At 69.5% G+C, this 23804-nt stretch carries 26 protein-coding genes; 20 read left to right on the top strand and 6 right to left on the bottom strand.

The window, feature by feature from the left end:
• Positions 1 to 29: 29 nt before the first annotated feature.
• Positions 30 to 1316: a LysM peptidoglycan-binding domain-containing protein gene (locus AC3RX1_RS15280; protein WP_491502202.1), complete on the bottom strand. Its 1287-nt coding sequence runs from the start codon at positions 1314 to 1316 to the stop codon at positions 30 to 32.
• A 181-nt stretch (positions 1317 to 1497) separates the two neighbouring features.
• Between AC3RX1_RS15280 and AC3RX1_RS15275 the strand changes: the two genes are divergently transcribed.
• Entirely contained in the window at positions 1498 to 1851 is a 354-nt protein-coding gene (locus AC3RX1_RS15275; protein WP_491502122.1) for an Rv2175c family DNA-binding protein, read from the top strand.
• A 38-nt stretch (positions 1852 to 1889) separates the two neighbouring features.
• On the opposite strand, the gene AC3RX1_RS15270 is transcribed toward AC3RX1_RS15275, so the two are convergent.
• The gene (locus tag AC3RX1_RS15270) at positions 1890 to 2984 is read right to left on the bottom strand and encodes a polyprenyl synthetase family protein (protein ID WP_491502121.1); all 1095 of its coding nucleotides are present in this window, start codon (positions 2982 to 2984) and stop codon (positions 1890 to 1892) included.
• Positions 2985 to 3049: 65 nt separating this feature from the next.
• On the opposite strand from AC3RX1_RS15270, the gene AC3RX1_RS15265 reads away from it, so the two are divergent.
• From AC3RX1_RS15265 to AC3RX1_RS15220, 10 genes are all read left to right on the top strand, one after another.
• Complete coding sequence (locus tag AC3RX1_RS15265) at positions 3050 to 3430, top strand: SCO2097 family morphological protein (protein WP_491502120.1); 381 nt, start codon at positions 3050 to 3052, stop codon at positions 3428 to 3430.
• A 184-nt stretch (positions 3431 to 3614) separates the two neighbouring features.
• The gene (mraZ, locus tag AC3RX1_RS15260; protein ID WP_491502119.1) at positions 3615 to 4046 is read left to right on the top strand and encodes a division/cell wall cluster transcriptional repressor MraZ; all 432 of its coding nucleotides are present in this window, start codon (positions 3615 to 3617) and stop codon (positions 4044 to 4046) included.
• Positions 4047 to 4154: 108 nt separating this feature from the next.
• Entirely contained in the window at positions 4155 to 5123 is a 969-nt protein-coding gene (gene rsmH / locus AC3RX1_RS15255; protein ID WP_491502118.1) for a 16S rRNA (cytosine(1402)-N(4))-methyltransferase RsmH, read from the top strand.
• Complete coding sequence (ftsL, locus tag AC3RX1_RS15250; RefSeq protein WP_491502117.1) at positions 5120 to 5698, top strand: cell division protein FtsL; 579 nt, start codon at positions 5120 to 5122, stop codon at positions 5696 to 5698. The genes rsmH and ftsL overlap by 4 nt, the downstream gene beginning before the upstream one ends.
• A gap of 4 nt (positions 5699 to 5702) precedes the next feature.
• Positions 5703 to 7481 carry a peptidoglycan D,D-transpeptidase FtsI family protein gene (locus AC3RX1_RS15245; RefSeq protein WP_491502116.1) on the top strand — a complete coding sequence of 593 codons (1779 nt, stop codon included), beginning with the start codon at positions 5703 to 5705 and terminating at the stop codon, positions 7479 to 7481.
• Positions 7482 to 7497: 16 nt separating this feature from the next.
• Positions 7498 to 8910, top strand: coding sequence for a UDP-N-acetylmuramoyl-tripeptide--D-alanyl-D-alanine ligase (locus AC3RX1_RS15240; RefSeq protein WP_491502115.1), 1413 nt, complete (start codon positions 7498 to 7500; stop codon positions 8908 to 8910).
• On the top strand, positions 8907 to 10016 hold the full coding sequence (mraY, locus tag AC3RX1_RS15235) for a phospho-N-acetylmuramoyl-pentapeptide-transferase (RefSeq protein ID WP_491502114.1): 1110 nt from the start codon (positions 8907 to 8909) through the stop codon (positions 10014 to 10016). Before AC3RX1_RS15240 ends, mraY begins: the two co-directional genes overlap by 4 nt.
• Positions 10013 to 11554: a UDP-N-acetylmuramoyl-L-alanine--D-glutamate ligase gene (gene murD, locus AC3RX1_RS15230; protein ID WP_491502113.1), complete on the top strand. Its 1542-nt coding sequence runs from the start codon at positions 10013 to 10015 to the stop codon at positions 11552 to 11554. Before mraY ends, murD begins: the two co-directional genes overlap by 4 nt.
• Complete coding sequence (ftsW, locus tag AC3RX1_RS15225) at positions 11514 to 12752, top strand: putative lipid II flippase FtsW (RefSeq protein ID WP_491502112.1); 1239 nt, start codon at positions 11514 to 11516, stop codon at positions 12750 to 12752. Before murD ends, ftsW begins: the two co-directional genes overlap by 41 nt.
• 9 nt (positions 12753 to 12761) lie before the next feature.
• A complete protein-coding gene (locus AC3RX1_RS15220) occupies positions 12762 to 13835 on the top strand; it encodes a UDP-N-acetylglucosamine--N-acetylmuramyl-(pentapeptide) pyrophosphoryl-undecaprenol N-acetylglucosamine transferase (protein WP_491502111.1) in 1074 nt (357 codons plus the stop codon).
• Here the strand turns inward: AC3RX1_RS15220 and AC3RX1_RS15215 are convergent.
• Positions 13832 to 14191: a GntR family transcriptional regulator gene (locus tag AC3RX1_RS15215; RefSeq protein ID WP_491502110.1), complete on the bottom strand. Its 360-nt coding sequence runs from the start codon at positions 14189 to 14191 to the stop codon at positions 13832 to 13834. The genes AC3RX1_RS15220 and AC3RX1_RS15215 overlap by 4 nt on opposite strands.
• A 106-nt stretch (positions 14192 to 14297) precedes the next feature.
• On the opposite strand from AC3RX1_RS15215, the gene murC reads away from it, so the two are divergent.
• The 9 genes from murC to AC3RX1_RS15170 all read left to right on the top strand — a co-directional run bounded on the left by murC (position 14298) and on the right by AC3RX1_RS15170 (position 21729).
• Positions 14298 to 15701: a UDP-N-acetylmuramate--L-alanine ligase gene (murC, locus tag AC3RX1_RS15210; protein WP_491502109.1), complete on the top strand. Its 1404-nt coding sequence runs from the start codon at positions 14298 to 14300 to the stop codon at positions 15699 to 15701.
• 2 nt (positions 15702 to 15703) lie between these two features.
• Positions 15704 to 16657, top strand: coding sequence for a cell division protein FtsQ/DivIB (locus AC3RX1_RS15205; RefSeq protein WP_491502108.1), 954 nt, complete (start codon positions 15704 to 15706; stop codon positions 16655 to 16657).
• Between the two features lie 178 nt (positions 16658 to 16835).
• Complete coding sequence (ftsZ, locus tag AC3RX1_RS15200; protein ID WP_491502107.1) at positions 16836 to 17987, top strand: cell division protein FtsZ; 1152 nt, start codon at positions 16836 to 16838, stop codon at positions 17985 to 17987.
• Complete coding sequence (locus AC3RX1_RS15195; protein WP_491502106.1) at positions 17988 to 18674, top strand: YggS family pyridoxal phosphate-dependent enzyme; 687 nt, start codon at positions 17988 to 17990, stop codon at positions 18672 to 18674.
• Positions 18675 to 18705: 31 nt separating this feature from the next.
• Complete coding sequence (locus AC3RX1_RS15190) at positions 18706 to 19179, top strand: cell division protein SepF (protein ID WP_491502105.1); 474 nt, start codon at positions 18706 to 18708, stop codon at positions 19177 to 19179.
• A gap of 6 nt (positions 19180 to 19185) precedes the next feature.
• Positions 19186 to 19488: a YggT family protein gene (locus tag AC3RX1_RS15185; RefSeq protein WP_491502104.1), complete on the top strand. Its 303-nt coding sequence runs from the start codon at positions 19186 to 19188 to the stop codon at positions 19486 to 19488.
• A 164-nt stretch (positions 19489 to 19652) separates the two neighbouring features.
• Positions 19653 to 20252: a DivIVA domain-containing protein gene (locus tag AC3RX1_RS15180; protein ID WP_491502103.1), complete on the top strand. Its 600-nt coding sequence runs from the start codon at positions 19653 to 19655 to the stop codon at positions 20250 to 20252.
• A gap of 9 nt (positions 20253 to 20261) precedes the next feature.
• Positions 20262 to 20807 (top strand): signal peptidase II, encoded by a 546-nt coding sequence (gene lspA, locus AC3RX1_RS15175; protein WP_491502102.1) that lies wholly within the window; start codon positions 20262 to 20264, stop codon positions 20805 to 20807.
• A gap of 1 nt (position 20808) precedes the next feature.
• On the top strand, positions 20809 to 21729 hold the full coding sequence (locus tag AC3RX1_RS15170; protein ID WP_491502101.1) for an RluA family pseudouridine synthase: 921 nt from the start codon (positions 20809 to 20811) through the stop codon (positions 21727 to 21729).
• A 335-nt stretch (positions 21730 to 22064) separates the two neighbouring features.
• On the opposite strand, the gene AC3RX1_RS15165 is transcribed toward AC3RX1_RS15170, so the two are convergent.
• From AC3RX1_RS15165 to AC3RX1_RS15155, 3 genes are all read right to left on the bottom strand, one after another.
• The gene (locus AC3RX1_RS15165) at positions 22065 to 22544 is read right to left on the bottom strand and encodes a hypothetical protein (RefSeq protein ID WP_491502100.1); all 480 of its coding nucleotides are present in this window, start codon (positions 22542 to 22544) and stop codon (positions 22065 to 22067) included.
• 498 nt (positions 22545 to 23042) lie between these two features.
• The gene (locus AC3RX1_RS15160; RefSeq protein WP_491502099.1) at positions 23043 to 23444 is read right to left on the bottom strand and encodes a hypothetical protein; all 402 of its coding nucleotides are present in this window, start codon (positions 23442 to 23444) and stop codon (positions 23043 to 23045) included.
• Between the two features lie 75 nt (positions 23445 to 23519).
• Positions 23520 to 23804: HNH endonuclease signature motif containing protein (locus AC3RX1_RS15155; RefSeq protein ID WP_491502098.1), on the bottom strand; the 285-nt coding region annotated here is incomplete at its 5' end.

The following is a 23804-nucleotide window of genomic DNA, read 5'->3' as shown; positions in this document are numbered from 1 at the left end:
CGAGACCGCACCGTGACCGGGCGGACGCCTCAGCCGATCGCCGCAAGCCAGGCGAGCGCGGGCTTCTCCCACTGGGCGTAGGCGTCGGGATACGCCGAGATCTGCACGGCCTGGGCCGCCTCGGTGAACGCCATGCTCTGCCAGCCGGGGATGTCGAGAAGGCCGCGTGTGCGGGTGCCGTTCGGATCGCCGGGTCCGCCGAAGAAGACACGGATCGCGCGCTCGGCGTTGCGCACCTGCGCCGCCGTGCCCCATCCCGTGCTCGGTCGCTGCTGGAAGAGCCCCAGTGAATCCCGGTCGCCGTAGTCGAGGTTGCGGAGGCTGGACTCCTGCATCGCGGTGCCGAGCGCGATCGCGATGCCCCGCTCGGGCACTCCCATCTGCCGTCCGACGCGCACGATGAGCCTGGCGTTGGCCGCCTGCTCGGTCGTGAGTCCCGGGATGCCGCTCGTGGGGATCGTGAGCTTCTGGCCGGGATAGATGATGGAGTTCCAGTCCATGTCATTGGCATGCAGCAGCGCCGTGACGCTCACGCCGTGGCGTGCGGCGATCGCCGACATCGTGTCGCCGGCGCGCACCGCATAGGCGTCTCCGGGGGAGACCGTGCCGGTCGAGGCGGGAGCCGCCGCCTTCGGAGCGGGCTTCGCCGTGTGCTTCGGGGCTGCGGGCTTCGCGCTCGCCGGCTTCGCCGCCGGCGCGGCCTTCCCGGGGATCGTGAGCTTCTGGCCGGGGTAGATCGTCGACGACCAGCGCAGCCCGTTCGCGTTGAGCACGGCCTGCGTCGACTGGCCGTGTCGGCGTGCGATGGCGCTGACGGTGTCACCGGAGCGCACGGTATACGTGCTGCCGGTGGTGCGTGCCGTGACGGTCTTCGCCGCCTTCGGCTTGGTGGCGGGGCGGGATGCGGCAGCCTTCGACGGCGCGGAATGCGCTGACGCTGCGCCGGGTGCCGTCAGGCGCAGGGTCTGGCCAGGGTAGATGATGCTCGACCAGGTGAGGTGGTTCCACGAGAGCACGTCTGCCGTGCGCAGGCCGTACCGGGCGGCGATGGCGCTCACGGTGTCGCCGCGCACGATGCGGTGAGTGGTCGGCGTGCGGCGTGCCGCCGGGGCCTTCGCCGCGACGCCGAACGACCCGACTGCCGTGATCGCCGCGCCGGACATCGCGCCCGCCGAGGCGAGGTGGGGGATGGTCGCCGTGGCCGGCGCGTGGGGCTCGAGCGGCGCCCGCTGCGGCACCTCCGCCGCGTGGGCGGGTGCGCCGGCGAGCGACAGAGCCAGCGATCCGGCGATGGATCCCGCGATGGCGACCGGCAGCGCCGCGGTGGTACGACGAACAGAGATGTGCGAATTCGGCACGAGCTTCCCCCTCAGTGACCATGAGAGCGTGTCACGGATGTGAATTGCTGTCAACCAGTGCTATAGGAGGGAGAAGTGTGGTTTCTGGGACTGAAGTGACGAGAGCCGGGGATGCGCACGAGCGTGAGATAGTGGGCGGATGACCGGTGAGAATGCAGCATCCGTGCCGATCGAGTGGCTCAGCATCCCCGAGGTCGCCGAGGCGCTCGGCGAGACGCCGAGCCGGGTGCGGCAGATGCTCGAGGACCGTCAGCTCGTCGCGTCGCGTCGTGCGGGCGGGGCGCCGCAGGTGCCCGGCGCGTTCCTCGTCGACGGGCGCGTGCTCTCCTCGCTGCGCGGAACGCTGTTCGTCCTGCACGACGCGGGCTTCACCGACGACGAGGCCATCGACTGGCTGTTCGCGCGGGAGGACTCGATCGGCGTGGCGCCGATCTCGGCACTGCTGCAGGGTCGCAAGAGCGAGGTGCGCCGGGTCGCGCAGACCCTCGCCTGATCACGCGAAGACGCGGTCCTCGCCCGATCGACCGGAGATCACGCCGCGCGCACCGCCGCGGCGCGCGCGAGGTCGCGCAGCCGGCTCACCGAGGCGTTGCCGAGGCGTGCCGCGTTCAGCGCCCGATCGGCGGTACGGACGAAGCGCTCGATGAGCGCCTCCACACGGTCGAGTGCCCCGCTGTCCTCGATCGTGCGCTGGAGCGCCGTGATCTGGGACTCGTCGAGATCGGGGTCGCCGAGGAGCTCGTCGAGGGTGCGCCGCGCCCCGGGCGGCAGCTCCTCGCGCGCGTACGCGATGAGGACTGTGCGCTTCCCCTCACGCAGGTCGTCGCCGGCGGGCTTGCCCGTTACGCGCTCGTCGCCGAACACGCCCAGCACGTCATCGCGCAGCTGGAACGCCATGCCGACGGGATGACCGAACTCCGCGAGAGCGCGCACCTGATCCGGATCGGCCCCGGCGAGGCGTGCGCCGATCAGCAGCGGCTGCTCGACGCTGTAGCGCGCCGACTTCAGCGACGCCACGCGCAGCGCCCGGTCGGCGTGCTCCTCGTCGGGAGCGACGGTGTGCGCGGACTCCTCGGCGACGTCGAGGAACTGCCCGATCGTCACATCGCGCCGCATGCGCGCGTACTGCTGTCGCGCCGCCGCGGCGAGGGCGGTGTCGAACCGGGCGAGCGCCTGTTCGAAGAGGTCGTCGCTGAGCGCGACGAGGAGGTCGCCGAGCAGAATCCCGCCGGCGCGGCCGAACGCCTCGGCGTCGCCGCTCCAGCCCGCCGAGCGGTGCTCGGATTCGATGAGGCGGTGCGCCGAGCGGCGCCCCCTCCTGGTGTCGGAATTGTCGATGATGTCGTCGTGCACGAGGGCGGCGGCGTGGAAGACCTCGAGCGCCGCAGCGGCGGTGATCACGTCCGTCGGAGGGGCGCTGACCCCCGCGCGATTCTCGCTCACCGCTTCCCAGCCGGCGACGCAGAAACGGGCGCGCAGCCGCTTTCCGCCCGTCGTCGCATCGGCCGCGGCATCCATCAGCATCGCCGCCTCCGTGCCGAAATCGGCGGCCTGCGCACGCTGCGCCGAGAAGAAGTCATCCAGTTGCTGAGAAAGCGCCGCGATCAGGTCGGGGGAGGATGCCACAGGCCTAGCCTAGTGATCACAGCCACGAGTAGACTTGTGGGAACTGGTTGACCCGAGGGGGACGCATGCCACTCTCCGAACAAGAGCAGCGCCTGCTCGATGAGATGGAACGCCATCTCATGCATAACGACGCCGACGTCGTCCACGCCTCCCGTGACGGCCGATCCATCAGCTATCGCAACGTCGTCTATGGCATGGTCCTCGTCCTCGTCGGACTCGGCGGACTCATCGCGGGCGTCGCGATCCCGCTCGTGTTCATCGGCGTGATCGGCTTCGTCGTGATGCTCGGCGGCGTCATCCTCGCCGTCACCCCTTCGCACCGTGGCCTGCGCGGGCTTTCCGCCTCGGGGTCGAAGTCGGGCAGCACGTCGCGCGGCCGGCAGCAGTCGGCGTCCTTCATGGACCGGATGAACGACCGCTGGGACCGCCGCCAAGACGACCACTGATCCTCCGGGCAGCCCTTCGCCCCACCTCACACCGACCTTCGGGTCGGTGTTTTTTTGTGCCCGCGCGGGACCGCCGGGGAGCGCCAGTGGAGGAATCGACGTCGGAATGGTGGTGAAGTGGAGGAGAGTGGAGTAAAGTGGCGAACAACCTCAGGGGGGCCGGACGAAGGGGGGTGATTCGGCGATGTTGCTGGGCACGCACAATCCCAAGCTCGACGACAAGGGCCGGGTCATCCTGCCCGCGAAGTTCCGGGACGATCTCGGCGCGGGCGTCGTGGTCACCCGTGGGCAGGAGCGGTGCCTTTACGTCTTCTCCACCGAGGAGTTCGAGCGGGTTCACGAGCGGATCCGCGAGGCCCCGCTGACGAACAAACAGGCACGCGACTTCCTGCGCATGTTCCTCTCCGGCGCGAGCGCCGAGAAGCCCGACAGCCAGAACCGCATCACGATTCCCCCTCCGCTGCGGACCTATGCCGGGCTGAACAAGGAGCTCGTCGTCACGGGTGTCGGCGCCCACGCCGAGATCTGGGATGCCGAGAGCTGGAACGACTACCTCGCCGGCAACGAGGAGACCTACGCCGAGATGGAGCAGGAGGTGATCCCCGGGCTGTTCTGATCCCTGTTCGTGATGCCCAGCCGCTCACGCCCTGACGCACTTCCCCGGCGCCAGGTCAGAGCGGATGGGGATCAGGATCCGGGATCGGGCACGGCGCCGGTCACGCTTATGGACATCCGCGACATCCACACCCCCGTCATGCTCGCCCGCTGCGTCGAGCTGCTCGCCCCCGCGCTGAGCGGCGACGGCGCCGTGCTCGTCGACGGCACCCTCGGCATGGGCGGCCACTCCGAAGCGTTCCTGGAGCGCTTTCCGACGCTGCGGCTGATCGGCCTCGACCGCGACCAGGACGCCCTGCGGATCGCCGGCGAGCGGCTGCAGCGCTTCGGCGACCGCGTCACGCTCGTGCACACGGTGTACGACGGCATCGCCGACGCCATCGCGGGCGCCGGCCACGACGCCGTCGACGGCATCCTCTTCGACCTCGGCGTCTCGTCGCTGCAGCTCGACGAAGCCGACCGCGGGTTCGCCTACGCACAGGACGCGCCCCTCGACATGCGCATGGACCAGACGGCGGGGACGACGGCGGCCGATGTGCTCGCCGGCTACGGCGAGGGCGACCTGCGGCGGATCTTCGAGCGCTACGGAGAGGAGAAGCTCGCCGGGCGCTATGCGCGCGCGATCATCGCCGCCCGCGCCGAGGAGCCGATCCTGCGGTCGGGCCAGCTCGTGCAGATCCTCTCGGATGCCACGCCTGCCGCCGTGCAGCGCGCCGGACACCCCGCCAAACGCGTGTTCCAGGCGCTGCGCATCGAGGTGAACGGCGAGCTCGCCGCCCTCGAGCGGGCGATCCCCGCTTCGCTCGCCTCGCTGCGGGTCGGCGGGCGGATCGTCGTCCTGTCCTATCAGTCGCTGGAGGATCGCCTCGTCAAGCGGGCGATCGCGCTGGCGACGGCGTCCACCGCCCCGGCCGGCCTCCCCGTCGAACTGCCCGAGCACGCCCCCCGGTTCCGGTCGCTCGTCAAGGGCGCCGAACTCGCGGGCGACGAAGAACGCGCACGGAACCCGCGTGCGACCCCGGTGAGACTGCGCGCCGCCGAGCGTGTGCGACCGGATGCCGTGAAGGAGAACTCATGAGCACGCAGCTCGCCACCGCACGGCCCTGGGTCGTCCCCGATGAGCGCAGCGGGCGGCGGCTGCACGCCGTCGAACAGCCCTCACGCCGCCGCCGCCCCCGGATGATGTACGGCCTCGTCGCCGTCGCCGGGGCCCTCGCGATCGTGGGAGCGCAGATGGTGCTGTCGGTCATGACGACGCAGACCTCGTACGAGGTGTCGCGGCTGAGCGCGCAGCAGAAGCAGCTCACGTGGCAGAAGCAGATCCTCGACGACGAGATCACCGGGCTCAGCTCGCCGCAGTACCTCGCCGCCAACGCCTCCAAGCTCGGCATGGTGATCGCCGAATCGCCGGCGTACCTGCGCCTGAGCGACGGAAAGGTGCTCGGCAGCGGCAAGGCCGCCACCGGCCGCGGGGCGGTCGACCCGACGGCACGCGGTGGAGTCGCCAACGCGCTCATCGCCGCCACGCCGCTCGTGACCGATCCGCACGCGACCATCGACGGATCGGCGGGGAGCGCGACGAAGGGCACGACCACCGAATCGGTGACACCCGTGCCCGTGACCGACGGTCTGCCCACCGTGCGCACACACTGAGACCATGACGACGCGCAGCACTCGAAGCCCCCGCCGCCGCACCGTGGTCGCATTGGCCGTCGTCCTCATCGTCCTCGCGACGTTCGTCGTGCGCCTCGTCGACATCCAGGTCGTCAACGCCAAGGAGAACATCGACAACGCGATGTCGTTCGGCCTCGCCGGCTCGCAGGTGCTCTCGGGCACCCGCGGGTCGATCGTCGATGCGAACGGCGACCCGCTCGCATCGAGCGTCGTCGACTACAACTGCCAGTTCACGCCCGTGAACGTCCGCACGATCACCCGCCGCACCGACGACGGTGCCACGGTGAAGGTGACCTGGCCCGAGCTCTCCGACGAGATCGCGCACATCACGGGGCAGAGCGGCGACACCGTGCGGCAGATCGTGTCGGATGCGCTGACCGAGAACCCCGGCTCCCAGTACGCGCCGCTGAAGAAGGGGCTGAGCACCGAGCAGTATCGCAAGCTCGTCGAGCTCGGCGCCGACTTCATCAGCTGCTCGCCGAGCCCGTCGCGGACCTACCCGAACGGCGCGGTCGGTGGCAACCTCGTCGGCTTCGTCGGCTCCGACGGCACGCCGCTGACCGGACTCGAGGAGATGCAGAACACCTGCCTCGAGCCCACCGACGGCAAGCTGTCCTTCCAGCGCGGCAAGGACGGGGTCATCATCCCGGGCACCGAGGCCGAGACGCCTGCGGTGGACGGCGGCACGCTGAAGCTCACGATCGACACCGATCTGCAGTGGTACATGACGCAGCTGGCCAAGCAGGCGACGCAGGAGATGCACGCGCAGTACGCCACGGCGACGGTGGTCGAGGTGAAGACCGGCAAGATCAAGGCCGCTGCCGAGTATCCGACCGTCGACCCGAACAACTTCAACGCGGCAGGCTCGTACAAGAACAGCCACATCTTCAACAGCCAGTTCGAGCCCGGCTCGACGTTCAAGGCGCTCACCGCGTCGACGCTGATCGACGCGGGGAACCAGTCGCCGACCTCCACCGCCGTCGTGCCCGATCGCAAGACGTTCGCCAACGGCGCCCGGGTGAGCGACGCCACGCGGCATCCCACCTACGACTACACCCTCGCGGGTGTGCTCATGGACTCGTCGAACGTCGGCGCATCCACGTTCAGCCAGCGGATCAGCCTGCAGACGCGATACGACTACCTGAAGAAGTTCGGCATCGGCTCGGGCAGCGCGATCGACTTCCCGGGACAGACGCAGGGCATCGTGCACCCGTACCAGGAGTGGGACAACCAGATGCGCTACGACACCTCGTACGGTCAGGGCCTCACCACGACGATCCCCGAGCTGCTCGGCGCGTACACCGCGATCGTCGACGGGGGAGTGAAGAAGCCCCTCCGCCTCGTCGAGTCGTGCACGAAGGCCGACGGCACCGTCGTCACCCCGACGCTGCCGAAGTCGACCCGGGTGATCAGCGAGAAGACCTCGTCGCAGATGCGCGAGATCCTCGAGAACGTCGCGCTGCAGGCGTCGTACAAGGACATGATCAAGATCCCGGGCTACCGGATCGGCGTGAAGACCGGGACCGGGCAGATCTCCAACGGCCACGGCTACAAGCAGGGCGTCTACTACACGACGATGATCGGATTCGCCCCCGCCGACGACCCGCAGTACCTCGTCGCGATCACGCTGAACGAGCCCACTAAGGTAAGGTCGTCTTCGGCCAACGCGCCCTACTTCAAGAAGGCGATGACCCAGGTTCTGAAGACGTACCGGGTCATGCCCGCCACCTCGAAGCCGAAGATCCTCCCCAAATTCGGCTGATCGGCCCCCTGCACTCATGATCGCTCTCACGCTCGCCCAGATCGCCCATGCCGTGAACGGCCGGCTCCGCACCGTCGGCGCCGACACCGTCGACACCGTCGTCGCAGGCGACGTCGACACCGACTCCCGCGAGCTCCGGCCCGGCGGGATCTTCGTGGCCAAGCCCGGGGAGACCACCGACGGGCACCTGTTCGTCGACGCCGCCGTCGAGCGCGGCGCGGTGCTCGCGATCGTGGAGCACGAGGTCGACGCATCCGTCACCCAGATCGTCGTCTCCGATGCGGTACAGGCGCTGGCCGACCTCGCACGCACCGTCGTCGCGCGCGTGCGCGAGGTCGGTGACCTGAAGGTGGTCGGCATCACCGGGTCGAACGGCAAGACCACGACGAAGAACCTCCTCGCGCGCATCCTGCAGGACGAGGGCGAGACGGTCGCCCCCCGCGCCTCGTTCAACAACGAGGTCGGCGCGCCGCTGACGATGCTGCGCGTGACCGAGCAGACCCGGTTCCTGGTGTGCGAGTTCGGCGCCAGCGGACCCGGCGCGATCGCCCGGCTCGCGGGGCTCGTGACCCCCGACGTCGGGGTCGTGCTCATGGTCGGGATGGCCCACGCCGGCGGCTTCGGCGGCATCGAGGGCACCGTGAAGGCGAAGTCCGAGCTCGTGCAGGCGGTCCGCCCGGGCGGCACCGCCGTCCTGAACGCCGACGACGCGCGGGTCGCATCCATGTCCCGGATCGCCGACGAGCGCGGACTCGCCGTGCGCTGGTTCGGCACCGCGCCGACCTCGGATGTGCGCGCGGAGAACATCGAGACGGATGCGTCGGGGACGCGCTGCACCGTGACCGTCGACGGCGCGCGGAGTCCCCTGCACCTGCGAGTGCTCGGCGCGCACCACATCATGAACGCCCTGGCCGCGCTGACGGCCGCCACGGAGCTCGGCGTCGACCCGGCCGCAGCCCTGGCGCGGCTGGAGTCCGTGGAGCTCGCGGAGCGGTGGCGGATGCAGCCCCTGGGCAGCGACCGGGTGCGGATCATCAATGACGCCTACAACGCGAGCCCCGACTCGATGGCGGCGGCGCTGCGCACGCTGGCGCAGATCACCGGCCCCGGCGAGCGGACCGTCGCCGTGCTCGGAGCGATGAGCGAGCTGGGGGAGTACGCGGGCGAAGAGCACGATCGCATCGGCGAGCTCGCCGTCCGCCTTCGCATCCAGCGCATCGTCGTGATCGGCGCGGAAGCGCGGCGCCTGTACCTCGCCGCGGTCGGCGAGGGCTCGTGGAATGACGAGGCGGTGTTCTTCGCCGACGCCGATGAGGCGTACGACTACCTCGTCGGCGAGCTGCGCGACGGCGACCGCGTGCTCGTCAAGTCGTCCAACTCCGCGGGCCTGCGGTTCCTCGGCGATCGTCTGGGAGAATCGTTCTCGTGAGATCCCTCCTGACAGCGGCTGCGGTCTCCCTCGCATTCACGCTCTTCCTCACCCCGGTCTTCCTGCGGCTGTTCCGCCGCTGGGGCTGGGGACAGGTGATCCGCACCCCCGAGGACGTGCACAACCCGAGCCACTCCGCGAAGCGCGGCACTCCCACGATGGGCGGGGTGATCTTCATCCTCGCGTCGATCGTCGGATACCTCGTGGGCTGCTACACGGGCAACAACCCGCCGACCGCCTCGGGCCTGCTCGTCATCTGGATGATGGTCGGCTTCGGCATCGTCGGTTTCATCGACGACTTCATGAAGGTGCGCAGTCAGCGCAGCCTCGGCCTGAGCGGCTGGCGGAAGATCCTCGGCCAGGTGCTCGTCACCGTCTCGTTCGGGATCCTCGCGCTCAACTTCAAAGACCCCTACGGGCAGACCCCGGCATCCGGCATGGTGTCGATCGTGCGCGACGTGCCGGTGCTGAACTTCTTCGCGCTCGGCGCGATCGTCGGCTGGATCCTCTACCTCGTCTGGATCAGCTTCATCGGCGTCGCCTGGTCGAACAGCACCAACGTCACCGATGGGCTCGACGGCCTCGCGACCGGCATCGGCATCTTCACGATCGCCGCGATGAGCCTCGTGACGTTCTGGCAGTTCAACCAGGCCTGCAGCGGGCAGGGGCTCGTCGACGCGTATCAGCCCGCGTGCTACCCGACGCGAGACCCGATGGATCTCACGATCGTCGCGGCCTCCTTCGTGAGCGCCCTGATCGGCTTCCTCTGGTGGAACGCGCCGAAGGCGAAGGTGTTCATGGGCGACGTGGGATCGATGGCGATCGGCGGCGTCGTGGCGGCCATGTCGATCCTGTCGCACACCGAGATCCTCGCCGCTCTGCTGGCCGGCGCCTTCATCATCGGCACCGGATCCGTGATCCTGCAACGCCTCTACTTCAAGCTCACCCGCGGCAAGCGGCTGTTCCTGATGAGTCCGTTCCACCACCATCTCGAGATGCGGGGATGGCCCGAGATCACGATCGTGGTGCGGATGTGGCTCATCGCGGGCATGCTCGCCGTCACGGGTGTGGGCCTGTTCTACGTCGAATGGCTGTCCCGGACATGACCGCACGGCTCGACGCCCTGACCAGCTGGAATGCCGACTGGAAGGGTCTGCGCGTCGCGGTGCTCGGACTCTCCGTCACCGGCTTCTCGGTCGCCGACACGCTCGCCGAATTGGGCGCGGACGTCCTCGTCGTGACCGAGGACGCGGATGCCGAGTACTCGCGGCTCCTCCCGGTCATCGGCGCGCGGCTGCACACCGGCCCGCTCGACGAGGTGCCGGATGAGCTCGCCGCCTTCGCCGCCGAGGTGATCGTCGCATCCCCGGGCTTTGCTCCCGACCACGCCGTCGTGCGCTGGGCCCTCGACTCCGGCATCGCGCTGTGGGGCGACATCGAGCTCGCGTGGCGAGTGCGCGACAAGGTGACACGGCCCGATGGCACGCCGGCCGAGTGGGTGCTGATCACCGGTACGAACGGCAAGACCACGACGACGCAGATGACGGCCGCGATGCTCGCCGCGGGAGGCCTGCGCGCCGCGCCCTGCGGGAACATCGGCGTGCCGGTGCTCGACGCGGTGCGCGACCCGGGCGGCTTCGACGTGCTCGCGGTCGAGATCTCGAGCCACCAGCTCTGGTACCTCTCGCACCAGACCTCCGGGCCCGACCCGGTCTCGCCGCTCGCCGCCGTCTGCCTGAACCTCGCCGCCGACCATCTCAAGTGGCACGGATCGTTCGAGGCCTACCGCGACGCGAAGGCCGTCGTCTACGCGAACACCCGGGTCGCGTGCGTGTACAACAGAGCGGATGCCGCGACGATGCGCATGGTCGAAGAGGCCGATGTGGTCGAGGGGGCGCGCGCCATCGGGTTCGGCCTCGACGTGCCGGGGCCGAGCGACCTCGGCGTCGTGGACGGCATCCTCGTCGATCGCGCTTTCCTCGAGGAGCGGCGCACGACCGCGCTGGAGCTCTGCACGGTCGCGGAGCTGCGTGACCGCGGCCTCGCGGCGCCGCACGTCGTGGCGAACGCCCTCGCGGCCGCGGCGCTGGCGCGCGCCGCCGGCGTCGAGCCGGGCGCGATCCGTGATGCTCTCGACGGCTTCCGTCTCGACGCCCACCGCATCGAGGTGGTGGGCAGCGCCGGCGGCGTCACCTGGATCGACGACTCGAAGGCGACCAATCCGCACGCTGCGGCATCCTCTCTCGCCGCCTACCCCGGCGCGGTGTGGATCGTCGGGGGGCAGCTGAAGGGCGTCGACATCGCCGACCTCGTCGCCACGCGGGGCGCGACGGCCAAGGCGGCGATCGTGATCGGCGTCGAGCGGGCGGCGATCGCGACGGCGTTCGCGCGACACGCGCCGGCGGTGCCGGTGATCGAGGTCGACGCCGGTGAGACTGATGACGTCATGGCGCGGGTCGTGCAGATCGCGGCCGGAGTGGCGCGTGACGGGGACGTGGTGCTGCTCGCCCCCGCCGCGGCGTCGTTCGACCAGTTCTCGTCCTACGCCGACCGGGGCGCACGGTTCGCCGCCGCGGTGCATGAGCTGATCTCGAGGGGGGCCGATGACGAGCACGACGACCCGGCCTCCGGCGGGGCCGCCTGACGCCGACCCGCAGCGCGGGCTCTCGGCCCGCGTCGTGCTGGGAAGGGTCTTCGCACCGGTTCCCAGCGAGTTCCTGCTGATCCTGTCGACGGCGCTCATGCTGACCGGCTTCGGTCTGGTGATGGTGCTGTCCGCGACATCCGCCATCGGCACGGCGAACGGCGATGCGCCGTACGAGGCGCTCCTCAAGCAGGGGATGTTCGCCCTGATCGGCATCCCGATCATGCTCATCGCGAGCAGATTCTCGGTGTCGTTCTGGAAGAAGGCCGCCTGGCCCGTTCTCATCGCGGCGACGCTGTTCCAGCTTCTCGTGTTCACCCCGCTGGGCGTCACGAACGACGGCAACCGCAACTGGATCCAGGTCGCCGGTCTCCAAGCCCAGCCGTCGGAGTTCCTCAAGCTCGCACTCGCGCTGTGGATGGGGTACGTGCTCTTCCGCAAGCAGACCCTGCTCGGCCGGTGGCGGCACGTGTTCATCCCGGTCGTGCCGGTCTCGATCGCGGTGATGGCCACGGTGCTCGCCGGCCATGACCTCGGCACGGTGATCATCCTGCTGTTCATCGTGCTCGGCGCGCTCTTCTTCTCCGGAGTGAAGCTGCGCATCTTCATCCTCCCGCTCCTCGGCGGACTCGCCGCGCTCGCGGTGTTCGCCGTCACGAGCCCCGACCGGATGCGTCGGATCATGAGCTTCATGAATCCGAACTGCCTCGCGGACTACTACGGCGACTGCTATCAGCCGCTGCACGGCGTGTGGGGGCTCGCCAGCGGAGGGCTCTTCGGCGTCGGGCTCGGGAACTCGAAGCAGAAGTACGACTGGCTGCCGGCCGCGGCGAACGACTACATCTTCGCCATCACCGGCGAGGAGCTGGGACTGATCGGCTGCTGTGTCGTGCTCGTGCTGTTCGCCCTCTTCGCCGTGGGGGTGTTCCACGTGATCCGCAAGACGCACGACCCGTTCGTGCGGATCGTCTCGGGCGCCATCATCGTGTGGATCGTCGGTCAGGCGCTGCTGAACATCGCCGTCGTGCTGCGGCTCGCCCCCGTGCTCGGCGTGCCGCTGCCGTTCATGTCGCAGGGCGGCACGTCGCTCGTGTCGGTGCTGATCGCGTGCGGTGTGCTGCTGTCGTTTGCGCGGTCGCTTCCAGCCAAGCCGCCCGCCCGGCCGATTCCCGTCACCCCTCCAGCACGCACCCGTTAGGGTCGTCAGGTGACGACGTACCTTCTGGCCGGTGGAGGAACCGCCGGCCACGTGAATCCGCTGCTGGCCGTCGCCGATGGGCTCCGCGAGCGTGAGCCCGGTGCGCAGGTGCTCGTGCTCGGCACGCGTGAAGGTCTCGAGGCGCGGCTCGTCCCCGCGCGCGGCTACGAGTTGCTGTTCGTGGACAAGGTGCCGTTTCCCCGGCGGCCGAACGGCGCGGCGGCGGCGTTCCCGGTGCGGTTCCGCCAGGCGATCGCGCAGGTGCGCGCGCAGATCCGCGACCGCGGTGTGGACGTCGTGGTCGGATTCGGGGGATACGCGTCGGCTCCGGCATACGTCGCCGCCCGTCGCGAGAGGGTGCCGTTCGTCGTCCATGAGGCGAATGCCAAGCCCGGGCTCGCGAACGTGCTGGGCGCTCGTCGCGCGGCGGCCGTGGGAGTCGCGTTCGACGGGACGCCGCTGCGTCGGGGCGAGGTCGTCGGGATGCCCCTGCGCCGGGAGATCGTGACGCTCGACCGCGACGCGGCGCGGGCCGAGGCATCCGCTCTTTTCGGGCTCGACGCCGCGAAGCCCACGCTGCTCGTGTTCGGCGGGTCGTTGGGGGCGCAGCGGCTCAACGAGGCGTTCAGCGGCAGCTGGCGGGACGTGCTGGATGCGGGGTGGCAGCTGCTGCACGTGACGGGGGAGCGCAGCGAGCTGGCCGACCCCGGCCTGCCCGGTTACGCGGTGCGCCGGTACGTCGATCGGATGGATCTCGCGTTCGCTCTTGCCGACCTGATCGTGTCACGCTCGGGGGCGGCCACGGTGAGCGAGATCAGCGCGCTGGGGATCCCGGCGGTGTACGTCCCGTACGCCGTCGGCAACGGCGAGCAGAGCCTCAACGCGGCCTCGGCGGTGCGGGCGGGAGCGGCGCGGATCATCCCGGACGGCGAGTTCACCGCCGATCGGGTGCGCAGCGACGTGGTGCCGCTGCTGGCCGATGGCGCGGCGCTCGACGCGATGCGGCGGGCCGCGGCATCCGTCGGCACGCGCAGCGGAACCGAGAACGTCATCGTCCACATCGACCGGGCGCTGGGGCGTTAGCCGCCCGCGCGGAGAGCCGCAGCGACGATCGAGAGCGCGTCGTCGGCGTCGAGCTTGAGGGAGCGGATCTGCTCCGCGAACGCCGCCGCGGCGCGCTGGGCCTGCTGGCGCACGGGGTCGCGGTCGAGCGTGACGAACGTGCCGGCGCGTCCCCGCGTCTCGATCACACCGGATGCCTCGAGCTCGCGATAGGCGCGGGCCACCGTCCCGGGTGCGAGGCTGAGGTCCTCGGCGAGGCGGCGCACCGTCGGCAGCCGCTCGCCCGGGGCGAGCGCGCCCGACGCGACGGCGTCGACGAACTGCGTGCGCAGCTGCTCGAACGGCGGCGTGGCGCTCTCGGGGTCGATCGTGATCATGCGGGGCTCCCGGGGGTGGTGGGCGGCGAGGTCAAACGTATCAACGCGTGCGACGCCGCGCGCCCTGGGCGGCGCATCAGGAGCGCCAACTTAGGATGGAGCCGACATGATCAGACCCGACTTGAGCCTCCCCATCCCCGACGAGATCCACGCCGCGCACTTCATCGGCATCGGCGGATCCGGCATGTCGGGGCTCGCGCGCATGTTCCTGGAGCGCGGCATCCGGGTCTCCGGCTCCGACCGCGCCGACAGCGACAATCTGCGCGCTCTCGCCGCGCTCGGCGCCGACGTGCACGTCGGCCATGACGCCGCCCACCTCGGCGACGCCGACACCGTCATCCACACCGGCGCGATCTGGCCCGAGAACCCGGAGTTCGTCACCGCGAAGCAGCGCGGCCTCGCGGTCATCCACCGATCGCAGGCGCTCCACTGGCTCATCGGCGGGCGGCGCCTCGTCTCGGTCGCGGGCGCGCACGGCAAGACCACCTCGACGGGCATGATCGTGACCGCGCTGCAGGCGCTCGGCACCGATCCGACGTTCGTCAACGGCGGAGTGATCGCGCAGCTCGGCACCTCGAGCGCCACCGGATCCGACGACCTCGTCGTGATCGAGGCTGACGAGTCCGACGGCACGTTCCTGCTCTACGACACGTCGATCGCCCTCATCACGAACATCGACCCCGACCACCTCGACCACTACGGCACCGCCGACGCCTTCGACGCAGCCTTCGCGGCGTTCGCCGACAAGGCCCGCGAAGCCGTCGTCATCTCGGCGGACGACACCGGCGCCCGGCGTGTGCGCGAGCGCATCACGCATCCCCACGTCGTGACCTTCGGAACGGATGCCGCGGCCGATGTCCGCGTGACAGACATCCGCACCGATGGACCGGTCTCGTTCACCGTCACCCATGCGGGCGCGAGCGTCGACGTGCAGCTCGCGGTCCCCGGCGCCCACAACGCGATCAACGCGGCCGGTGCCGTCGCCGTGCTCCTCACGCTGGGCCATGGCCTCGGCGAGGCCGCGTCGGCGCTCTCGGGGTTCACCGGAACCGTCCGCCGCTTCGAACTGCACGGGACCGAACGCGGCGTCAGCGTGTACGACGACTACGCGCATCACCCGACCGAGGTCGCCGCCGCGCTCTCCGCCGCTCGCACCGTCGTCGGCGACGGGCGCATCATCGCGGTCCATCAGCCGCACACCTACTCGCGCACGCAGCATATGCACCGCGAGTTCGCCGAGGTGCTCGAATCGCTCGCCGACCACACCGTCGTGCTCGACGTCTACGGCGCCCGGGAAGATCCCGTTCCCGGTGTCACCGGACGTCTCGTCAGCGACGACTTCGCCGACCAGGATCGGGTGCACTTCGTCGCCGACTGGCAGGAGGCGGCCGACTACACCGCGTCGGTCGCCCGCGACGGCGACTACGTCATCACGCTCGGCTGCGGCAACGTGAACCTCATCATCCCCCAGGTCCTCGAGGCCCTGACCCGCGTGCCCGCGGGGGAGTAGCCGTGCGCCGGCCCTCGCCCCTGCCCGCACCGCCGCCGGTGCGCAAGCCGGAGCGCGTGCCGACCGTCCCCGCCCAGACCGACGACGGCATCGCCGACGAGCGCCCGGCGCACGTCATCCCGCTCGATCCGGAACACCGGGAACAGACGGAGGCGTCTGATGCCGGTGCACGCGCGGAAGACGACGCACGTCGCGTCGGCATCGGCGCGGTCTGGAAGGCCGCCCGCGCCCGCCGCCGCACCGAACGGGCGGAGGTGCGCCGGTTCACGGCGCGCCAGCGACATCGCCGAGCGATCTGGATCGCCGTCGGCGCCTCGCTGCTCGTTCTCGTCGCGGGCTCCTTCGGCGCCGCCTACAGTCCGCTGTTCGCTGTGCAGCAGATCAGCGTCGTGGGCGCCCACAGCCTCGACGCCAGCGCAGTGCGGCAGGCGCTCACGGGCGAACTGGGCACGCCATTGCCACTCGTGGACGAGGGCGACGTGAAGGCGGCGCTCGTGACGTTCCCGCTCGTGCAGTCGTACTCGCTCGAGGCGCGTCCGCCTCACGAGCTCGTGGTGCGGATCGTCGAGCGCACGCCCGTCGGGGTCGTGAAGGGTCCGGCGGGGTACACGCTCGTCGACGCCGCGGGCGTCGCATTGTCGACGACCGCGTCCGCCCCGAAGAACCAGCCGCTGATCTCCATCGGGGCCGGCGTGCACTCGAAGGCGTTCCGTGCGGCCGGTCAGGTGGTGAGGTCGCTGCCCGCGGGCATCCGCTCTCAGGTCACGAAGGTCACGGCGACCACGCCGGACGATGTCACCCTGACCCTGGGCAAGACCGGCACATCCGTCGTGTGGGGCAGCGCCGACGACTCCGCGATGAAGGCGCTCGTGCTGCAGAAGATCATGAAGGCACGGCCGCCGAAGGGCGTCTCGTCCTACGACGTGTCCAGCCCGTCCGCGGTCCTGGTCCGCTGAGACCGCGCCGCCCCCGAATCGCCGACGAAACTTGCGCGACACGCCCGTGTCCTCGCGGGTGCACGGCCGTGCTCCGCTTACCTTCGAACTCGAAGGAATTGCATACCGGGCAATTCTTTAAACCTCTAGATGAGGTTGAAGGTTTAACAGCGTGGTTCGGGACGAGACGGAGGCCGGCATGAGCCAGAACCAGAACTACCTCGCAGTGATCAAGGTGGTCGGTGTGGGTGGCGGCGGCGTGAACGCCGTCAACCGCATGATCGAGCTGGGGCTGCGCGGTGTCGAGTTCATCGCGGTCAACACCGACGCCCAGGCGCTGCTGATGAGCGACGCCGACATCAAGCTCGATGTCGGACGCGAGCTCACCCGCGGCCTCGGAGCCGGTGCCGACCCGGAGGTCGGCCGACGCGCCGCCGAAGACCACGCGGAGGAGATCGAGGAAGCCCTCGCGGGCGCCGACATGGTCTTCGTCACGGCCGGCGAGGGCGGCGGCACCGGCACGGGCGGTGCACCGGTGGTCGCCAAGATCGCGAAGTCGATCGGGGCCCTGACCATCGGTGTCGTCACGAAGCCGTTCTCGTTCGAGGGCCGTCGCCGGCAGAGCCAGGCCGAGGCCGGCGTCGCGAAGCTCAAGGAAGAAGTCGACACGCTCATCGTCGTGCCGAACGACCGGCTGCTGGAGATCAGCGACCGCGGCATCTCGATGATCGAGGCCTTCGCCACCGCCGACCAGGTGCTCCTCGCCGGTGTGCAGGGCATCACCGACCTCATCACCACGCCGGGTCTCATCAACCTCGACTTCGCCGACGTCAAGTCGGTCATGCAGGGCGCAGGATCGGCTCTCATGGGCATCGGATCGGCGCGCGGCGCCGATCGGGCGATCAAGGCCGCGGAGCTGGCCGTCGAGTCCCCGCTGCTGGAAGCGTCGATCGAGGGAGCGCATGGCGTGCTGCTGTCGATCCAGGGTGGCTCGAACCTCGGCATCTTCGAGATCAACGACGCCGCGCAGCTGGTGAAGGAAGCCGCGCATCCCGAGGCGAACATCATCTTCGGCACCGTGATCGACGACACGCTCGGCGACGAGGTGCGTGTGACGGTGATCGCGGCGGGCTTCGACGGCGGTGAGCCGCAGCAGCGCATCGAGCCGATCATGACGAGCCGGCCCGCAGCGGCGCCCGCGCTGCCGACGACGTCGGCCGACGATGCCGCGCGCGGAGCGTCGGAGTCGGCGGACGAGATCAAGAGCGTTCCGGTGCCGGTCGTGGCCGAGTCGGGCTTCGACTCCGCCTTCGGCGAGGACGATCTGGACATCCCCGACTTCCTGAAGTAAGTGGACGATCTCGCCGGTCGGCTCGCCGACATCGACGCGCGCATCGCTGATGCGGCGCGCGCGTCGAGGCGCGATCCGTCCGCCATCACGCGCATCGTCGTCACGAAGTTCCACCCGGCCTCGCTCGTCGCCGACCTCCACCGTCTCGGAGTGCGCGACGTCGGCGAGAACCGGCAGCAGGAGCTCACGGCCAAGAGCGAGGAGCTCGCGGACCTGACCGACCTGCGCTGGCACTTCATCGGGCAGGCGCAGTCCAAGAAAGCACGCGCGATCCGGGCCGCGGCATCCGTCGTCCACTCGCTCGACCGGGAGAAGATCGCCGACGCGCTCGAGCGAGCCGGCGAGGACGACCCTGCAGTGCTCGACGTGCTGCTGCAGATCAACCTCACCGACGACCCCGACCGCGGGGGTGTTGCTCCGGAGGGCCTGGAGCGGCTCGCCGAGCATGTGGCCGGATGCCGCACGCTGCGCGTGCGGGGCGTGATGGCGGTCGCGCCTCTGGACGAGTCGCCGGCGGCCGCGTTCGCCCGGCTCGCCGGGTACGCGGAACGCCTCCGCGCGGTGGTTCCGGATGCCGACTGGATCTCGGCGGGAATGACGGCCGATTTCGCCGAGGCGATCGATGCGGGTGCGACACACCTGCGGATCGGCACGGCAATCACGGGCTCGCGGCCCGTGCACACTTAGCCTCGAATCAGACGAGCAAACGGAGGATGCGATGTCGAACCCGCTCAAGAAGACCATGGTGTACCTGGGCCTCGCCGACGAGGAAGACGTGTACGACGAGGAACCGGAGCAGCAGCAGCCGGCCGCTTCGCGCAGCACGGTGAAGAGCGTCGAGAAGCCCGCCGCGCCGGTCACACCCATCCACCGCCCTGCCGTGGTGCGCCAGCCGGCACCTAGCGCCGTGAGCGAGATCCTCACCGTGCACCCGAAGCAGTACCGCGACGCGCAGCTGATCGCCGAGAACTTCCGCGAGGGAATCCCGGTGATCATCAACCTCTCGCAGATGAGCGATGCCGACGCGCGCCGCCTCGTCGACTTCGCGAGCGGGCTCTCGCTGGGCCTGTACGGCCGCATCGAGCGCGTCACCAGCAAGGTGTTCCTCCTCTCGCCCGAGAACGTCGCCGTCTCCGGCGACGGCACCGTCGCGCAGGCGGACCCCGAGGTCGCGCCCTTCGCGCAGCCGTAGTCCGACGTGGGAGCGGTCCACCTCATCGCAGCCGTCCTGAACGGACTTCTGCTCCTGTACGTCATCGTCCTGCTCGCACGGATGGTGCTCGACTACATCCCGCTGTTCGACAGGGGATGGCGCCCGAAGGGCGCGGGACTCGTCGTGGCAGAGCTCGTCTACACCGTCACAGACCCGCCCATCCGGCTCCTCCGCCGGTTCGTCAAGCCGGTGCGGATCGGTCCTGTGGCGATCGACTTCGCGTTCACCATCGTGCTTCTGGCGTGTTTCGTGCTGCTGTCGATCACAGGTACCATCGCGGCGCTGTGAAGCCTTCACCGGGCCGGTCGAGGGCCGGCCGCTGCGTGTCGCGCGGTGGCGCCTCGCTCGCGTCGCACCGAGCGCCCCGACTATGCTTTCCTGATATGACCGGTCGGCAACGCCGGTTATCCTGACATCGGCCAGCACTGATACGAGCCCCGAAAGAGGAAGAAATGCCTTTGACTCCGGATGACGTCGTCACCAAGCAGTTCCAGCACGTCCGGTTCAAGGAGGGCTTCGACCCCGATGAGGTCGATGACTTCCTCGACGAGATCGTCGTGGAGTGGCGCAAGGCACTCGCCGAGAACGAGGAGCTGAAGGCGAAGCTCGCCGCGTACGAGTCCGGCGCGACGCCGGCACCCGCCGCCGAGCAGGCCGCCGCTCCCGCTCAGGCTGAGGCGCCGGCTCCGGCCCCCGCCGAGGCTCCCGCGGCCGCGACGGGCGGCGCGAACCAGAGCGCCGGCATCATCGAGCTGGCGCAGCGTCTGCACGACGAGCACGTCGCAGAGGGCAAGGCGCAGCGCGACAAGCTCATCGCCGATGCACAGGCCCAGGCCGCGTCGATCGTGTCCGACGCGGAGGCTCGTGGTCGTGAGGAGATCGCGCGGCTCGAGAAGGAGCGCGCGGCGCTGGAAGGCCGCATCTCCGAGCTGCAGAACTTCGAGCGCGACTACCGCAGCCAGCTCCGCAGCTACATCGAAGGCAAGCTGCGCGACCTCGACTCGACTGCGAGCAGCAGCGGCTCGGCGTCGGTCTCGGCCGTCGGCCGCTAGGCCCGGTCGTTGAGCGGCCGCGCCCCACTGCGCACGGCGGCGGCCGGCACCATCACTGTGATCCTCGCAGTGCTGGTGCTGGCCGCCGATCAGTTCACCAAGTACCTCGCGCTGCAGCACCTGCCGCTCGAGCAGCCGGTGCGTGTGATCGGCAACTTCCTGATCTTCTTCCTCATCAAGAATTCGGGGGCTGCGTTCTCGATCGGTGAGAACGTGACATGGGTCTTCACGATCGCGCTGGCTGTCGTGGCGCTCGTCATCATCTGGCTCGTCGGCACGCGGGTGCGTTCCCGCGCCTGGGCCATCGTGCTGGGGCTCCTCCTCGGCGGGGTGCTCGGGAACCTCAGCGATCGGCTGCTTCGTGAGCCGGGCTTCGCGGTGGGACATGTCGTCGACTTCATCAACACACCGTGGATGATGCCGGCGACCTACAACGTGGCCGACATGTTCATCACGACGATGATGGTGGGGGTCGCCATCCTCGTCCTCGTCGGCGTGCGGCTCGACGGCACCCGGGAGAAGCGCACGAAGGCCGAGAGCGCGGCCGAGGACTGACGTGGAGTCCCGTACGCTCCCGGTTCCCGACGGGCTCGACGGCATCCGCGTCGACGCCGCCCTCGCGAAGATGCTCGGCTTCTCGCGCACCTTCGCCGCCGAGGTCGCCGACAGCGGGGGCGTGAGCGTCGACGGCCGCACGGTCGGGAAATCGGACCGGCTGCACGCCGGTTCGTGGGTCGGGGTGACGTGGACCCCGAAGTCAGAGCCCGCTGTCGAGGCGATCGCCGTGCCGGACCTCGGCATCGTGCACGACGACGATGACATCGTGGTGGTCGACAAGCCCGCCGGTGTGGCGGCGCATCCGTCGCTCGGATGGGAAGGCCCGACGGTGCTCGGGGCGCTGAAGGCGGCCGGGTTCCGGATCGCCACGAGCGGCCCGAGCGAACGGCAGGGGATCGTGCACCGGCTGGACGCCGGAACGAGCGGGCTGATGGTCGTCGCCAAGAGCGAGCGGGCGTACGTCGAGCTGAAGCGGGCGTTCAAGGAACGGACCGTGGAGAAGATCTATCACGCCGTCGTGCAGGGGCATCCCGACCCCCTGAGCGGGACGATCGACGCGCCGATCGGCCGGCACCGGTCGCATCCGTGGAAGTTCGCGGTCACACCCGACGGCAAGGACTCGGTGACGCACTACGAGACGATCGAGGCGTTCCGGGGCGCGGCGCTGCTGGAGATCCACCTCGAGACCGGGCGTACGCATCAGATCCGCGTGCACATGGCGGCGCATCGGCACCCGTGCGTCGGCGACCCGCTGTACGGAGCGGATCCGACGATGTCGGCTCGGCTGGGCCTGACGCGGCAGTGGCTTCACGCCCACCAGTTGGCGTTCACCCACCCCGGTACGGGCGAGTGGGTGCAGTTCGCGTCGGAGTATCCCGCCGACTTCCAACACGCGCTGGACGTGCTGCGCGACGAGTGAGTCGCGGCGCAGCAGCGCTTGCCGTGGGTCGGCAGCCGGGCTTACGTCCTGGGCATCTCGACTTCAGGCGATGGTGTGGATTCAGGCGGATTGTGGCGCGATCTGCCTGAATCTGTCGCTGTGCCTGATTCGGTGACGTCCGGACTGCGCGGAAGTCGGGTCAGCGTCGGTGTTGCGTCGTGGGGTGTCGCGAGTTCAGGCGATGGTGTGGATTCAGGCGGATCGTGGCGGGATCTGCCTGATTCCGTTGCTGTGCCTGATTCGGCGACGTCCGGGCGGTGCGGTGAGTGGGCTTGCGGGCGGGGGTTGGGGTGCGTGTGGGGGTGGGGTGTGGGTCAGCAGCCGGGTGCGGTGGGGTCTTCGGTGCAGGTGTGTGCGACGAGGGCGGTGTGTGCTTCGAGGATGCGGATGCGTTGGGTGCTGCTGGTGGCGGTGATGTAGCCGGGCACTGTTTGCCAGGTGGTGTTGTCGAAGGTGACGGTGGGGGTGTAGGAGACGGTGACGGTGGCGGGGTAGGTGCCGCGGTGGGTGTAGGTGTGGCTGGTGGGGGTCGGGGTGAATTGGGCTTTGCCGGTGGAGGCCCAGGTGGTGCCGCCGGTGTGGTGGGTGTGGGTGGTGCCGTCGCCGGGGGTGAAGGTGTAGTGGTGTGGGGTGAATCGGACGGTGACGGGCAGGTCGAACAGGTGTCCGTGGAGGGTTTGGGTGGTGGTGTGGGCGATGAGGTTCTGGGGGAGTCCGGCGATGCCGATGTGGTCGGGTTCGCTGATCAGGGTCGGTGGGGTGGGGCGGAAGGAGACCAGGTCGGTGAGAGTCACCGCCGGGATGGTTGTCGCCTTCGGGGTCGGGCTCGGCGACGGGGACGGGCCGTTGAGGCGGCACGGGGTCGCAGGGTCTTCGCAGTCCACCGCAGTCAGCGGGTCGGTGGACGGAGCGTGGACGGTGTCGTCGTGTGAGCCTCCGTTGTCTGTCGTGCCGCGGTACTGACGAGGCGTGGCAGGCGCTGGATCGCGACCCGGCTGATGCTTCTGACCGGTCACGGTCACCGAGGTCCCGTCAGATGCGGCTTCCGATTCCAGCCCACCCACAAGACCGCCGCCCGGAGGGTCTTCCGCTCCGCTCATGCCAATAATGGAGATCAGAAGTGTGGCGACGAGCAGCGATGATCGCCTCAGCCCGGTGAACACGAGGGTCCATCCGTTCGTTTCCATTCGCTTTCGACGAGGAAGCCCGTTTGTTATGAGCTAGACGCTTTCAACGTCACAACGTTCTGTTGCACGTCCGGGCGATCGGCGGCCACGATCGATACACCGGACTTATCGATGAGGTCGACTCCGGAGACGTTCTCGCAGACATCCAGGGAAACCGAAGATCGGTCCGGCGTTGACGTCCCGAGGAGCAATCAGCTCTATGACGATTGCACCTGTCTTCGAGATGCCCTTCGAGTAGTAGCGGGTGAGGTTCTTCTTGTCCGCGGCCAACGCCTCGCCGGTGGTCCAGTCATAGGCCGATTCAAAGGTCGCTGGGTCCAGCGTATCCAGGGCATTCACTGCATCGACGTACGCGCGATAGGTCTCCTCTGCGGCCTTGAAGGCCTGTGCTTCGTTCGTGAAACGGGGCGTCGGAGTCGGCGTTTCGGTGGGCTGCGGTGTGCAGCCGGTCAAGAGCGCGAGCGCGCAGACGGCGGCGATGGTGAGCCCTGCGAGACGACGAGACACATGCACCACGGTAGCGACCCGATCGCATGACACGTCGGAGTTATCCACAGGCGGGCCGGAGCCCCCGGCCATGGTCTACCAGGGTGGTGGGTCGGTGTCGGTGGTGATGCCGGTGGGCGAACGGAACTGCACGGTGCCGTCGGGTGTGGTGGTGATGTTCCACCGTGTTTCGGTCTTCACCCGGTGGTGGGATTTGCACAGTGGTCCGGTGTTGTCGGCGTCGGTGGTGCCGCCTTGGTGCCATTCGATGCGGTGGTCGATCTCGCAGTCCCGGACGAGGCGTCCGCAGCCGGGGAAGGTGCACACCGGGTCGCGGGCGCCCAGCCAGCGGCGCAGGGCGTTGGGGACCCGGTAGGTGGT

The organism is Microbacterium altimontanum (assembly GCF_058349865.2).
The sequence above is the reverse complement of the archived record's forward strand: the minus strand, read 5'-3'. Positions and strand labels throughout refer to the sequence as shown.

Bases quoted from the DNA above. Each gene is read 5' to 3' on its own strand.
- AC3RX1_RS15275 (WP_491502122.1), top strand. From the start codon at position 1,498: ATGACCGGTGAGAATGCAGCATCCGTGCCGATCGAGTGGCTCAGCATC.
- AC3RX1_RS15265 (WP_491502120.1), top strand. From the start codon at position 3,050: ATGCCACTCTCCGAACAAGAGCAGCGCCTGCTCGATGAGATGGAACGC.
- mraZ (WP_491502119.1), top strand. From the start codon at position 3,615: ATGTTGCTGGGCACGCACAATCCCAAGCTCGACGACAAGGGCCGGGTC.
- rsmH (WP_491502118.1), top strand. From the start codon at position 4,155: ATGGACATCCGCGACATCCACACCCCCGTCATGCTCGCCCGCTGCGTC.
- ftsL (WP_491502117.1), top strand. From the start codon at position 5,120: ATGAGCACGCAGCTCGCCACCGCACGGCCCTGGGTCGTCCCCGATGAG.
- AC3RX1_RS15245 (WP_491502116.1), top strand. From the start codon at position 5,703: ATGACGACGCGCAGCACTCGAAGCCCCCGCCGCCGCACCGTGGTCGCA.
- AC3RX1_RS15240 (WP_491502115.1), top strand. From the start codon at position 7,498: ATGATCGCTCTCACGCTCGCCCAGATCGCCCATGCCGTGAACGGCCGG.
- murD (WP_491502113.1), top strand. From the start codon at position 10,013: ATGACCGCACGGCTCGACGCCCTGACCAGCTGGAATGCCGACTGGAAG.
- ftsW (WP_491502112.1), top strand. From the start codon at position 11,514: ATGACGAGCACGACGACCCGGCCTCCGGCGGGGCCGCCTGACGCCGAC.
- AC3RX1_RS15215 (WP_491502110.1), bottom strand. From the start codon at position 14,191: ATGATCACGATCGACCCCGAGAGCGCCACGCCGCCGTTCGAGCAGCTG.
- murC (WP_491502109.1), top strand. From the start codon at position 14,298: ATGATCAGACCCGACTTGAGCCTCCCCATCCCCGACGAGATCCACGCC.
- ftsZ (WP_491502107.1), top strand. From the start codon at position 16,836: ATGAGCCAGAACCAGAACTACCTCGCAGTGATCAAGGTGGTCGGTGTG.
- AC3RX1_RS15190 (WP_491502105.1), top strand. From the start codon at position 18,706: ATGTCGAACCCGCTCAAGAAGACCATGGTGTACCTGGGCCTCGCCGAC.
- AC3RX1_RS15180 (WP_491502103.1), top strand. From the start codon at position 19,653: ATGCCTTTGACTCCGGATGACGTCGTCACCAAGCAGTTCCAGCACGTC.